Annotated in this window: 13 protein-coding genes; 9 read left to right on the top strand and 4 right to left on the bottom strand. The window is 68.5% G+C overall.

Going from position 1 to position 12,673, the window contains the following annotated elements; all coding sequences use genetic code 11:
* Positions 1-6: 6 nt before the first annotated feature.
* The 3 genes from GB932_RS09480 to GB932_RS09470 are packed head-to-tail and all read right to left on the bottom strand — an operon-like array spanning position 7 to position 3,279.
* A complete protein-coding gene (locus tag GB932_RS09480) occupies positions 7-945 on the bottom strand; it encodes a carbohydrate ABC transporter permease (protein WP_156760450.1) in 939 nt (312 codons plus the stop codon).
* Positions 942-1,916 carry a carbohydrate ABC transporter permease gene (locus GB932_RS09475; RefSeq protein ID WP_197517413.1) on the bottom strand — a complete coding sequence of 325 codons (975 nt, stop codon included), beginning with the start codon at positions 1,914-1,916 and terminating at the stop codon, positions 942-944. The genes GB932_RS09480 and GB932_RS09475 overlap by 4 nt, the downstream gene beginning before the upstream one ends.
* 25 nt (positions 1,917-1,941) lie before the next feature.
* A complete protein-coding gene (locus tag GB932_RS09470; RefSeq protein WP_197517412.1) occupies positions 1,942-3,279 on the bottom strand; it encodes an ABC transporter substrate-binding protein in 1,338 nt (445 codons plus the stop codon).
* A 231-nt stretch (positions 3,280-3,510) separates the two neighbouring features.
* Here GB932_RS09470 and GB932_RS09465 point away from each other — a divergent pair, with 231 nt between their 5' ends.
* Positions 3,511-4,554 (top strand): LacI family DNA-binding transcriptional regulator, encoded by a 1,044-nt coding sequence (locus GB932_RS09465; protein ID WP_156760448.1) that lies wholly within the window; start codon positions 3,511-3,513, stop codon positions 4,552-4,554.
* Between the two features lie 31 nt (positions 4,555-4,585).
* Positions 4,586-5,584, top strand: coding sequence for a hydroxyacid dehydrogenase (locus tag GB932_RS09460; RefSeq protein ID WP_231916101.1), 999 nt, complete (start codon positions 4,586-4,588; stop codon positions 5,582-5,584).
* Positions 5,585-5,628: 44 nt separating this feature from the next.
* Here GB932_RS09460 and GB932_RS09455 read toward each other — a convergent pair whose 3' ends face one another.
* On the bottom strand, positions 5,629-6,498 hold the full coding sequence (locus GB932_RS09455; protein ID WP_156760447.1) for a fumarylacetoacetate hydrolase family protein: 870 nt from the start codon (positions 6,496-6,498) through the stop codon (positions 5,629-5,631).
* Positions 6,499-6,564: 66 nt separating this feature from the next.
* On the opposite strand from GB932_RS09455, the gene GB932_RS09450 reads away from it, so the two are divergent.
* The 7 genes from GB932_RS09450 (at position 6,565) to GB932_RS09420 (ending at position 12,671) form a co-directional block, all read left to right on the top strand.
* Positions 6,565-7,761, top strand: a complete 1,197-nt coding sequence (locus GB932_RS09450; RefSeq protein ID WP_156760446.1) for a PrsW family intramembrane metalloprotease — start codon at positions 6,565-6,567, stop codon at positions 7,759-7,761.
* A gap of 205 nt (positions 7,762-7,966) precedes the next feature.
* Complete coding sequence (locus GB932_RS09445; RefSeq protein WP_156760445.1) at positions 7,967-8,338, top strand: FKBP-type peptidyl-prolyl cis-trans isomerase; 372 nt, start codon at positions 7,967-7,969, stop codon at positions 8,336-8,338.
* Positions 8,339-8,498: 160 nt separating this feature from the next.
* Positions 8,499-9,044 (top strand): YceI family protein, encoded by a 546-nt coding sequence (locus GB932_RS09440; RefSeq protein ID WP_156760444.1) that lies wholly within the window; start codon positions 8,499-8,501, stop codon positions 9,042-9,044.
* A 99-nt stretch (positions 9,045-9,143) separates the two neighbouring features.
* Positions 9,144-9,413 (top strand): 30S ribosomal protein S15, encoded by a 270-nt coding sequence (gene rpsO, locus GB932_RS09435; protein ID WP_110590319.1) that lies wholly within the window; start codon positions 9,144-9,146, stop codon positions 9,411-9,413.
* Between the two features lie 141 nt (positions 9,414-9,554).
* Entirely contained in the window at positions 9,555-10,715 is a 1,161-nt protein-coding gene (locus tag GB932_RS09430) for an endonuclease (RefSeq protein ID WP_156760443.1), read from the top strand.
* Between the two features lie 97 nt (positions 10,716-10,812).
* The gene (locus GB932_RS09425) at positions 10,813-12,039 is read left to right on the top strand and encodes an LLM class flavin-dependent oxidoreductase (RefSeq protein ID WP_231916100.1); all 1,227 of its coding nucleotides are present in this window, start codon (positions 10,813-10,815) and stop codon (positions 12,037-12,039) included.
* A complete protein-coding gene (locus GB932_RS09420; protein ID WP_156760442.1) occupies positions 12,036-12,671 on the top strand; it encodes an FMN reductase in 636 nt (211 codons plus the stop codon). The genes GB932_RS09425 and GB932_RS09420 overlap by 4 nt, the downstream gene beginning before the upstream one ends.
* The last annotated feature ends 2 nt before the right edge of the window (positions 12,672-12,673 follow it).

Below are 12,673 nucleotides of genomic sequence, written 5' to 3'. Positions count from 1 at the left end.
GGCCGGCTATTTCAAGCTGCCGATGGTGAGTCCCGACCGCCAGTAGCGCTGCATCGCGACCATGAGGAGAACCATCGGGATCGTCGAGATCAGGGATCCGACGATGACGAGCCCCGTCAGGTCGTACTGGCTGTCGATGCCGCGCTGCAGCCACGAGTAGAGGCCGAGCATGACGGGCCACTTCTCCTCGCCCTTGAGGAAGACGAGCGGCCACATGAACGTGTTCCACGACTGCACGAAGTGCAGGAGGAAGATCGTCGCCCCCGCCGTCGTCATCAGCCGCGTGCCCATGGAGAAGAAGATGCGGTACTCGCCCGCGCCGTCGATTCGCGCTGCCTCCATGAGCTCTGTCGGCACCGCGCCCTCGGCATAGACCTTCGCGAGATAGACCGAGAACGCCCCGAACATGCCGGGGAGGATCATCGCCCAGATCGTGTCGTACAGCCCGATCCGCGTGAAGAGGATGAAGGTCGGCACGATCAGAAGGCTGCCGGGGATGAGGAACGATGCGATGATCAGCGCCATGGTCGCCCCTCGCCCGCGGTACCGGTACTTCGCGAGGGCGTATCCGGCCGACAACGCGACGGCCGTCAGTCCGATCGAGCCGAGGCCCGCGTAGAGCACGGTGTTCGCCATCCAGAGCGAGAAGATCCCGTCCTGGTAGGTGAACAGGGCCACGAGGTTGTCCCAGAGGTTGAAGTCGGCGAACCACATGCCATTGGAGCGGTAGAGATCCCCACGGGTCTTCGTCGCCGAGACGAGCAGCCACCACAGGGGGCCGACGGAGTAGAGGGCGAGAAGGATGAGCACGCCGAGGACGACCCAGCGGGACGCACCCGTCGCCTCGGCGGCCGACGTGGGCTCAGCGCTGCCGCGCCGGCGCTTGCGACGCGGCGGCAGGATGACCCTGGCCGTCGCGCCGGTGAGGGTTCGCGGAGCGCTCATTCCTTCTCCTCCTTGTTCGTGGCGTGGTAGATGAGGGCCGAGGCGATGCCGACGACGAGGGCGAGGATGATCGACAGAGCTGTCGCGTAGTTGAGATTGCCGACCTGGAAGGCCTGGTTGTAGATCATCATCGCCGGGGTGAAGTCCTTGGTGATCGTCTCCGGCGTGACGCTGCGGAAGAACAGCGGCTGATCGAACAGCTGCAGCGTGCCGATGATCGACAGCAGCGAGGTCAGCACGAGGGGGCCGCGCACGAACGGCACCTTGATCGAGACGGCGAGGCGAAGCTCGGAGGCGCCGTCCAGACGCGCGGCCTCGAAGATCTCGTGCGGCACCGACTGCAGGCCGCCGTAGAGGATGAGCATGTTGAACCCGAGCGCGCTCCACAGCGCCAGGTTTCCGATCGAGACCCAGACGAGCTCAGCGGAGTAGAAGTTGGGCTCGATTCCGACCAGCGCGAGCGTGCCCGTGATCGGTCCGACGACGGGGCTGTACAGGTAGATCCAGATGAGCGTCGCGACGATGCCCGGCACCATGTAGGGCAGCAGGAGCAGGATCCGGAACCGCGCGGCGACGCGCCTGCGCGCCGCGTCGAGCAGCAGCGCCGCGATCAGGCTGAGGACCTGGGTCAGCGGAACCATCACGCAGGCGTAGAGGAACACTCGCAGCATTCCGCCCCAGAAGACGGGATCCTGGAAGCCGCTGATGAAGTGCTCGAGTCCGACGAACTCGACGGTCGCCTCGCCGAATCCGAGCCCGGCGCTGCGCATGGCGAAGACGCTCTCCCCGAGCCCCATCGCGACCGGAACGATCACGAACAGCGTGAAGCCGGCGAGGAAGGGGAACGTCAGAGACGCTCCCTTGAACGCCATCAGCTGGCGCCAGCGCACGCGGGAGCCGCGAGGAGAGCGGGCCGCGCCGGAGGCGCGGCCCGCTCCGTCTCCGGCGCGGACGTCCTGTGTCGTCGTCATCTGCTCTCTCCCCTCGCGCACCGGGTCAGTCGCCGGCGACGACGGCGATGCCCTTGTCCTCGAGGTCGCCGACCACGAAGTCCTGGACGGCCGTCAGCGCCTCTTCGATGGTGATGTCTCCGGCGACGGCCTGACCCCACTGGTCCTGGAGCTCGGGGAACCATGCGTCGTAGTTCGGGCCGAGCTCGAACTTGCCGATGACGTTCGACTGCGCTTCGACGATGACTTCGCCGGCCGCCGCGTCGTCGGCGAAGAAGCCTTCGGGGATGATCTCCTCGACGTAGGGCGAGGGATCCTGCACCTGGACCGGGAAGCTCACGGCGCCGGTCTCGGGGTTGCGCCCCGCCTCGATTCCGTCGGGCGTGGAGAGCCAGTCGATGTAGGTCATGACGGCCTCGGGATGTTCGCAGTTCACCGGAACGAACGAGGGGAGCGCGCGGCCCGGCGTCACGACCTCGGTCGCATCCGCGAACTGCGGCAGGTCGGTGGCGACCCAGTCGCCGGCCGACTCCGGCAGATTCGTCTGCAGGCCCGTCAGCGACCACCACTGGGTGCTCGTCAACGCCATGTTGCCCGAGTCGAAGTACGAGTAGAGCGCGGGACGGTCCTGGTAGGTCTGGTTCGAGACGAGGTCCTCGTCGATCAGCTGCTGGAAGACGTCGGCCGCCTGCAGGGTGGCGTCGTCGACGAAGTTCACGACCCACCGCTCGCCGTCGATCGCGAACCACTCGGCGCCCGCCTGCTGCGCGAGATTTATGAGCGGCGACGGATCCTCGCCCGCGAGGTTCGTGATGTCGACGCCGTGCTCCTTGAACGTCCGCCCTGCTTCGAGCATCTCCTCCCAGGTGGTCGGCACGTCGAGGCCGTACTGGTCGAACGTCGCCTGGTTGTAGATGAGGAACTGCCCGTCGGATCCCGCGGGGACGCCGTAGTAGCTGCCGTTCACCTGCGCGGCCGCGAGCGACCCTTCGTTGTAGTCGCCGGAGGACGCCTCGACGGCACCGGTGATGTCCTGCGCCCAGCCGTTGACCACCATGGTGGTGATCGGGGCGAAGCCCTGCACGAGGCAGGCCGTGTTGGTGTCGGCCTCCATCGCGTTGCGGAAGTTCGTCTGCGTGGCGGTGTTGCTCGCCTGCAGAACGTACTCGACGACGACCTCGTCCTGCGCGGAGTTGAACGCGTCGACGATCTGATCACCGGTCTCGGCGTTCCAGCCCCAGATCTCGATGGTGATGGGTCCGTCCGTCGCCGGATCGGCGGGGTCTCCCGTCGCGGCCGGCTGGGGTGCCGAGCAGCCGGCGAGCCCCACAGCGGCGGCGACGGTGACGCTCGCCGCCGCCCAGTGGATTGCTGTCTTCTTCATCGGTCTCTCCTTCGAGACGAGCTCCGTCTGGAGCGCTGGCATCGTGCGGCTTCGAGACCCACTGATGCGTTCCGGCAAGGTGGTCACTCATCGACCCTGACAGGCAAACGTTATCCTATGATCTGCGAGAGGGGAAGGCCGTGATTCTGCAGATGATCTCGATGGACGATGGCCGAGTGCTCGCTCGAGGGAAATCGAGCATCCTGACACGTCTGCGCATATCGTGGTCCCATGACGCTCAAGCAGCCCTACCGTCCACCAGTCCTGGCGGACGTCGCACGCCTCGCTGGTGTGTCGGTGCCGACCGTGTCCCGCGTGCTCAACGGGACGAAGCGCGTCGCGCCCGAACTGGCGACGCGAGTGCGGGACGCGGTCGCCGAGGTCGGGTACAGGCCGAACGTCGCGGCGCGCTTGATGCGGTCAGGCAGGCGGACGCTGATCTCCGTGCTGGCAGGAGGAACCTCGAACTACGGCTACGCACGCACGATTCAGGGGATCGAGAACGCCGCTCGCCACGCGGGCATGTCCGTGACGATCACCGTCGTGGAGTCGGCCGATGACGCGCACGTCGCGCGCGCGGTCGATCTCGCCCTGACGCAGCCCACCGCCGGTGCGATCGTGCTCGAGTTCGACCGTGCGGGAATCAATGCGGCGCGATCGCTGCCTCCCGAGCTTCCTGTCGTCGTGGTCGGGGGAGGCGCACGTCGGAGGGGCGCCCCCGGCGCATTGCTCGATGAGCGCACGGCGGCGCGGGAGGCGACCGAATACCTGCTCCGTCTCGGGCATACCACCGTGCACTACGTCGCTGGCCCGTCGGCGGGCAAGCATTCGGGACGAACCGAAGGCTGGCGTGCAGCTCTCGCGTCCCGGTCGGCGCCCGTGCCGACAGCGATGGCATCGGAATGGGATGCCGCCTCGGGGTACGCCTGGGGCGAGCGCATCGCGGCGCGCGTCGACGTGACCGCCGTGCTGTGCGGCAATGACGAGATCGCGATCGGGCTCATGCGTGCGCTCTCGGATCGAGGGATCCGAGTGCCGGAGGATGTCTCGGTGATCGGGTTCGACGATCAGCCGATCGTCCGGATGTGGCGTCCGTCTCTGACGACCGTCGCCCAGGACTTCGAGGATCTCGGAGCCCGTGCGTTCGGCCTCATGGAGCGGTTGATCGACGGAGAGCGCTCTGTGGGGTCGAGCGTCGCTGTTCCCCAGCTGGTGATCCGCGAGTCGACGGCCCCGCCGCCACAGAGGTCCGATGCTCGCGAACGTGGGGCTTGAGGTCTCGAACCCGGCGAGATAACGTTTTCACATGCCCCGATCATCGAACTCGAAGGCGCGACTCTCCATGGTGCTCGCCATGAGTCCGGCGATCGCCGAGCGGCTGTTCGACGAGGAGTCGAGTCGACGGCTGGCGGCCGTCGCGGATCTCGACGCGGAGATCATCGGCGACGTCGACTCCGAGCGCGCCCGCCGCTCTCTCTCGACCGCCGAAGTCCTCCTCACGGGCTGGGGAGGCCCGCCGATCACAGAAGGTGTCCTCCGCCGTGCACCGCACCTGCGCGCGATCGCATCGATGGGAGGCGCAACAGGGGTCGATCCGACGTATGCTCGCGAGCGAGGCATTCGACTCGTCAACGCCCGGCGCGCCAACTCGATCCCTGTCGCCGAGTTCGCGGTCGCCGCGATTCTGTGGGCGGGCAAGGAGACGTTCCGGTCGTCGCGCCTCTATCGCGAACGGCGTTCCTTCATCGATCGAGAGGGGGCGTTCCCCGACGCGGGCAACAACGGGCGACGCATCGGCCTGGTCGGCGCATCGACGGTCGGGCGCCTGGTCATCGAGATGCTGCGTCCGTTCGATCTTCTCGTGGACGTCTGCGACCCCTATCTGTCGCCGGAGGAGGCCCACGCGCTCGGCGTGCGCAAGGTCGATCTGGAGGCACTGCTGACGGGCTGCGCGGTCGTCTCGCTGCATGCGCCCGAGGTGCCGCAGACGCGGGGGATGATCGGTGAGCGCGAACTGCGCATGCTCGCCGATGGCGCGGTGCTGATCAACACCGCACGGGGAGCGCTCGTCGACACCGATGCGCTCGTGGCGGAGCTGCGCACCGGTCGCATCGATGCGGTCCTCGATGTGACGGAGCCCGAGCCGCTTCCACCCGACCACCCGCTGTGGGCCCAGCCCAACGCAGTGCTGACGCCGCATATCGCGGGGTCGATGGGCAACGAGATCGCCCGCCTCGGGGAGCGGATCGTGGAGGAGATCGAGCTGCTCTGGGCTGGCGAGCCGGCGCGCGAGTCGGAGATCTGACCTGATCTGATCTGGGGCGGATCCGTCGCGCGCGCCCAGCGACGTCAGCTGATGGTGCGGCAGTGCGTCGTGAGCTCACCGAGGCCCTCGACGCCGACCGTGACGGTTGATCCGTCGCGCAGCAGCACCTGCGGGGTGCGCGAGTATCCGGATCCGCCGGGCGAGCCCGTCGAGATGAGCGTGCCCGGCAGCAGCGTGATGCCGCGCGAGAGGTGGGAGACGAGCTTCGCGACGGAGCGGATCATCTGCCCCGTCGTGGCGTCCTGCAGCTGCTCGCCGTCGACGCGCGTCCAGATCTTCAGGTCCTGGGGATCCGGGATCTCGTCGGCCGTCACGACGTACGGGCCGACGGGGGTGAAGCCGTCGAGCGACTTGCAGCGGCACCACTGCGCCTCGGAGTACTGGATGTTGCGGGCCGAGATGTCGTTGACGACCGTGTAGCCGAAGACGTAGTCGAGCGCGTCCTCTTCGGAGACGTCCTTCGCGGGGGAGCCGATGATGACGCCGAGCTCCGCCTCGTAGTCGACCGACTCGCTCAGCTCGCGCGACCAGGTCGTCGTGCCGTCGTGGCCGGCGAGCGAGTTCGGCCACAGCGTGAACACCGTGGGGGTGTCGTCGCTTTTGAGGCTGAGCTCGCCCGCGTGCGCCGAGTAGTTCAGGCCGACCGCCATGATCGACGGCGGGGCGAGGACGGCGGGGGCGAACGCCGCATCCGAGACGGGCGTGCGCGGGCCGTCGTACGCCGCGGCGGCGGCCGATATGGCGGCGAGCACCGCGGATCCGCCGGCGAGCAGGGCCTCGAGCGTCGTCGGCCCCGACTCGACGAGACGCGAGACGGCGACGACGCCGTCGTCGGTCACGTGGGCGAGGATCGGGGCGTCGGCCTCAGGGAGGGTCACGTGGGCGAAGCGCATGATGACCAGCCTATCCGCGGGGTGGTGGGAACCTGCACGCGACGTGCGGTGGGAGAATGCGGCATCATGACGACCCCTCAGCACCCGGGTAGGCCGCCGCGCACCTTCGCATCCCCACACCGCGGATCCGGGGAGCGGATCGACCCGGCACCGGCGGGCGAGCCGCATGTGCCGGTCGCGCCGCCCGCGCTCCTGCGGCAGGGGCGCTCTGTGTGGCTCTGGCTGTGGTTCGTCGTCGCGCTGTGTGCCCTCGCCACTCTCGGCTTCTTCGTCACGACCTACGGCGCGGCCGGCCCCGCGATCGCGTCCGTGCTGGCCTTCATCCCGTTCGCGGCCGTCGTGATCTGCCTCATGTGGCTCGACCGCTGGGAGCCGGAGCCGCGGGCGATGATCGTGTTCGCGGTCGCGTGGGGCGCGTTCGTCGCGATCATCCTCACGTTCGCGATCGGCCTCTTCGTGCAGAGCACGCTGCCGTTCATGGCCACGTTCACGGGGTTCAGCTCGGTTGTGCAGGCGCCCATCGTCGAGGAGCTGCTCAAGTGCGCGGGGATCCTCGTCGTGCTCGCGATGGGGAGGCGTGCGCTCGACGGCGCCCTCGACGGGATCGTCTACGGAGGACTCATCGGTGCGGGCTTCGCATTCGTCGAGAACGTCAAGTACTTCGTCGAGTCGTTCCTCATGGGCGGCGTCGACGACCTGACCACCACGTTCTTCATGCGGGCCGTGCTGTCGCCGTTCGCCCACATCATGTTCACGGCCGCCTGCGGCTTCGCGGTCGGGCTGGCGGTGCGCCGCGGGAGGAACGTCTTCGGCCCGTGGCTCGTCGGCCTCGTCGTGGCGATCGCGCTGCACGCCATCTGGAACGGATCCGCGCTCTTCGCCGGCTTCTTCCTGCCGTACCTGTTCGTGCAGATCCCGCTGTTCGCGCTCTGCGTGGTCGCCGCGATCCGGATCCGTCTCGAGGAGCTGCGTCTGCGTCGGGAGCGCCTCGAGGAGTATGTGCGGGCGGGATGGTTCACGCCGCAGGAGGCCGACATGCTGTCGACCCGCCCCGGGCGGAAGGCGGGTCTCACATGGGCGGCGACACTGCCGGGCGACCGGCGCCCGATGATGAAGCGGTTCATCCACGACGGCGCGCGGCTCGCGTGGGCCCGGCAGCGGGCCCTGACGGGGCGGGATCCGCTCGCCGCGGTCGACGAGCGGGCGCTGCTGCGCCGCATGCTGCAGACGCGCGCCGAGCTCCTCGCGCCCGTCGGGCGCTGACGCCGCGGCAGAATTCCGCCGCGTGGGGTATTGACACGCGCGTGCGGGTGAGGGATTCTTACAGCCATAGACCAGCGCCCGTTGTGTTCTCCGGCCTCGCCGAGACCCGGGCGCTGGCTCTTTGCGCGGGCACGGGCGACGCACCCGATTTCGCCCACAGCGCACGGGCTTTGATCTGCCGGCCTCGTCGGGGTTGGATGGACCCATGACTGCAGACCGCACGAAGCCCGAGTTCGACGCCCCGGATGGGCCGGCCCCCGCCGAGCTCGAGATCCGCGACATCATCGTCGGCGACGGCGCCGAGGCCAAGGCGGGCGCGACCGTCACGATCCACTACGCGGGCGTCGACTACGACACCGGCGAGGAGTTCGACTCGTCGTGGAACCGCGGCGAGCCGGCCCAGTTCCCGCTCGGCATGCTCATCAAGGGCTGGCAGGAGGGGATCCCCGGCATGAAGATCGGCGGTCGCCGTCAGCTGACGGTCCCGCCCGAGCTGGCCTACGGGCCCGAGGGCGGCGGCCACTTCCTCAGCGGCAAGACCCTCATCTTCATCATCGACCTCATCGACGCGGCCTGATCGCACGCGCACGACGGCGGGCCCGAGGATCCTCCTCGGGCCCGCCGTCGTGCGCGTGCGGGAATATCTATTCATCTGACTTGATTTACATGCAAATGAATGCTTATAGTGGATGCGTCGCGGCGGCCGCGACCCCACGCCATCACCTCAAGGAGCACGCATGACTCTCGACATCCCCGGCTACAAGGCCGGCACCTACGCCCTCGACCCCGTGCACAGCGAGGTCGGCTTCGAAGTGCGCCACATGATGATCTCGAAGGTGCGCGGTCGGTTCGCCGTCAAGGAGGCGACCTTCGTGCTGCCGGAGAACCCGCTCGACGCGACGGTCGAGGCGACCGCCGACGTCGCGTCCATCGATACGAAGGACGAGGGCCGCGATGCGCACCTGCGCAGCGCGGACTTCTTCGACGCAGAGGCCTACCCGACGATCTCCTTCCGGAGCACGGGCGTGCGCGCCGAGGGCGGCGACCTGCTCGTCGACGGCGACCTCACGATCAAGGACGTCACGAAGCCCGTCACGTTCTCGCTCGAGCTCGGCGGCTTCGGCACGGATCCGTGGGGCAACTACAAGGCGGGCGCCACCGCGCAGGCCACGATCGACCGCGAGGAGTTCGGCCTCACGTGGAACGCGGCGCTCGAGACCGGCGGCGTCCTCGTCGGCAAGGACGTCAAGATCACGCTCGATCTGCAGGGCGCCCTTCAGTAGGGTAGACTTCTGCAGTTGCCGTAGAAACGGCCGCGGATAAAGAGAGCTCGCGCATCAGGCGTCGGGCGCCGCGCAACGACGAGGAAGGGGATCACTTACATGGCACTGGAAGCAGACGTCAAGAAGTCGATCATCGAAGAGTACGCGACGCACCCCGGTGACACCGGATCCCCCGAGGTCCAGGTCGCTCTGCTGTCGCGGCGCATCAAGGACCTCACCGAGCACCTCAAGGACCACAAGCACGACCACCACTCGCGCCGTGGTCTGTTCCTGCTCGTCGGCCAGCGCCGCCGCCTCCTCGGATACCTCCAGCGCGTCGACATCGAGCGCTACCGTGCGCTCATCGCGCGCATCGGTCTCCGTCGCTGAGGAAGGCTGAGCGCCCAGCGTTCAATCGACTTCTCGAAAGCCCGTCCCAGGTGTGGGGCGGGCTTTCGCCGTGTCAGGAGTTCATCGAGGGTTCACGGGTCGGTCCGCGGCTCGCGGCGCTCCGACCCTAGCCTGGCAGTCATGATCATGCGACGATTCGGACCGCGCCGCGCAGGCGCCATTCTCGCGAGCATCGCGCTCGCGATCGGAACACTGGCGATCGGATCCGTGGCGTACGCCGCGGACCCTCTGAGCGTCGATGAGGCGATCGCGGCGCAGGGCGAGCAGGCGACCGTCGCCGGCTACGTCGTGGGGCAGCCCGTGTCGACGACATCGGTCATCACGAGCGACTTCCCGAACGACTACGCCGTGGCGCTCGCCGACGCGCCGGGCGAGACGGACGTCGACGACATGCTCTTCGTGCAGGTGACGAGCGAGTTCCGCGGCGACTGGGGCCTCGCCTCGCGGGGTGACCTCCTCGGCGAGCGCATCGAGGTCGCCGGATCGCTGGAGTCGTACTTCTCGGCGCCGGGCCTCAAGGATCCGAGCGCGTTCTCGCTCTCGGACGGGGTGGCCGAGCCGTCGCCGGAGCCGACGGGCGATCCCGGCCCGCCCGCCGACCTCGAGGCGTACTACGACGCGGCGGAGGGCCTGTCGGGTGGCGCACTGAAGGACGCGCTGCACGGCATCGTCGACGATCACGAGACGCTGTCGTACGCGGAGGTGTGGGATGCGCTGCAGGAGATCGACGAGGATCCGGCGGACCCGACGAGCGTCGTGACCATCTACTCGCAGGTGTCGATGCCGAAGGCGCAGCACGGCGGCGACGCCGACGACTGGAACCGCGAGCACAGTTGGGCGAAGAGCCACGGGGACTTCGGCACGGCACAGGGGCCGGGCACGGACGTGCACCACCTGTTCCCCGAGCTCGTGCCCGTGAACTCATCCCGCGGGAACCTCGACTTCGACGAGACGTCGGGCGCGGTCGATCGCTGCTCAGGGTGCGGCCGTGACGCCGACTCGTTCGAGCCGCCGGATGCCGCGAAGGGCGACATCGCACGGGCGATGATGTACATGGCCGTGCGATACGAGGGCGACCAGTACGTCGACCTCGAGCTCAACGACCAGGTCGAGAATGGATCCGCGCCGTACATCGGGCGCCTGTCGGTTCTGCTCGAGTGGCACCGCGAGGATCCGCCGACGGCGCGCGAGCGCGAGCGGAACGACCTCGTCTTCGAGAACTGGCAGGGCAACCGGAACCCGTTCGTCGACCACCCGGAGTTCGCCGACCTCATCTGGTGACGCGCGTCTCGGAATAGATCCGGCGCGCACGCGTTCACTCATGTATATTCATACGCATGCAAAGCGCGGAACTGTCCGCGCGGCGGAAGGGGACACCATGAGCGAGCAGGACGCACGGAGCGAGACCTGGCAGGGCATGCAGTTCGGCCTGTTCTCTGTCAGCGACATCACGCGCGATCCCGTGACGGGCCAGACGCCGAGCGAGGCGCAGCGGATCCGAGACATCATCGCGATCGCGGTGCACGCCGAGCAGGCCGGTCTCGACGTCTTCGCGATCGGCGAGCACCACAACCCGCCGTTCTTCTCGTCTTCGCCCACGACGACGCTCGCGTACATCGCGGCACAGACCGAGCGCCTCATCCTGTCCACCTCGACGACGCTCATCACGACGAACGATCCCGTGAAGGTCGCCGAGGACTACGCGATGCTGCAGCACCTCGCCGGCGGCCGCGTCGACCTCGTCATGGGGCGCGGCAACACCGGTCCCGTGTATCCGTGGTTCGGCAAGGACATCCGTCAGGGGCTGCCGCTCGCGGTCGAGAGCTACAACCTGCTGCACCGGCTCTGGCGCGAGGACGTCGTCGACTGGGAGGGGAAGTTCCGCACCTCGCTCAGCGGATTCACCTCGACCCCGCGCCCGCTCGACGACGTGCCGCCGTTCGTGTGGCACGGGTCGATCCGGACCCCCGAGATCGCCGAGCAGGCGGCGTACTACGGCGACGGCTTCTTCGCGAATAACATCTTCTGGCCGAAGGAGCACTACAAGCGGCTCATCGACCTCTACCGCCAGCGCTTCGCCCACTACGGGCACGGCGCTCCCGAGCAGGCGATCGTCGGCCTCGGGGGGCAGGCGTTCATGGCGAAGAACTCTCAGGACGCGGTGGATCGCTTCCGCCCGTACTTCGACAGCGCGCCGGTGTACGGGAACGGCCCCGCGATGGAGGACTTCACCGAGATGACGCCGCTCACCGTCGGATCGCCGCAGCAGGTCATCGACCGCTACGCCTCGATGCGCGACACCTTCGGCGACTACCAGCGCCAGCTGTTCCTCATGGATCACGCCGGGCTCCCGCTGAAGATGGTGCTCGAGCAGATCGACTTCCTCGGCGAGGAGGTCGTGCCGGTGCTGCGCCGCGAGCTGCAGAAGGATCGACCCGCGAGCGTCCCCGACGCCCCGACGCACGCGGCCCGCGTGCGGGCGAAGTACGGCGACGCCGAGCCGCGCCAGCCGCGCCCGAACGCGAACCGCGGCGACAACGTCACGGGCGGGTCGCCCTACCAGGACGCCGCCGGTGCGGCCGTCGGCGAGGCGGCGTCGCGATGACCGGCGCGAAGCGGATCGCCGTCGTCTCGGCGGGGCTGTCGGATCCGTCGTCGACGCGGCTGCTCGCCGACCGCCTCCTGCAGGCGGTCTCGTCCGAGATGCTCGAGCGGGGCGTCGTCGTCGAGGCGCGCGTGTTCGAGCTGCGCGACCTCGCCCACGACATCACGAACGCGATGCTCACGGGCTTCGCGCCGCCGGCCCTCGCCGAGGCGAACGGGTACGTCACAGGCGCCGACGCGCTCATCGCCGTGACGCCCGTGTTCTCGACGAGCTATTCGGGCCTGTTCAAGAGCTGGGTCGACGTGCTGGATCGCGAGGCGATCGAGGGTACGCCGGTGCTGCTCGGCGCGACGGCCGGAACCGCCCGGCATTCGCTTGCGATCGACTACGTCATGCGGCCGCTGTTCACGTACCTGCACGCCGAGCCCGTGTCGACGGGCGTCTTCGCCGCGAGCGACGACTGGGGGCAGGGCGCCGACCGGGTCGCACCGCTGCAGAAGCGGATCGACCGCGCGGCGCGAGAGCTCGCGGACCGTCTCGTCGGCGGATCGCCCGCGCCGCGCGCGGACCCCTACGCACCGGAGACCTACCTCGGTGGCGGGGATTCCTTCGCCGACCTGCTCGCGCGGTAGGG

The organism is Microbacterium karelineae (genome assembly GCF_009745985.1).
Taxonomy (GTDB): Bacteria; Actinomycetota; Actinomycetes; order Actinomycetales; family Microbacteriaceae; genus Microbacterium; species Microbacterium karelineae.
The sequence above is the reverse complement of the archived record's forward strand: the minus strand, read 5'-3'. Positions and strand labels throughout refer to the sequence as shown.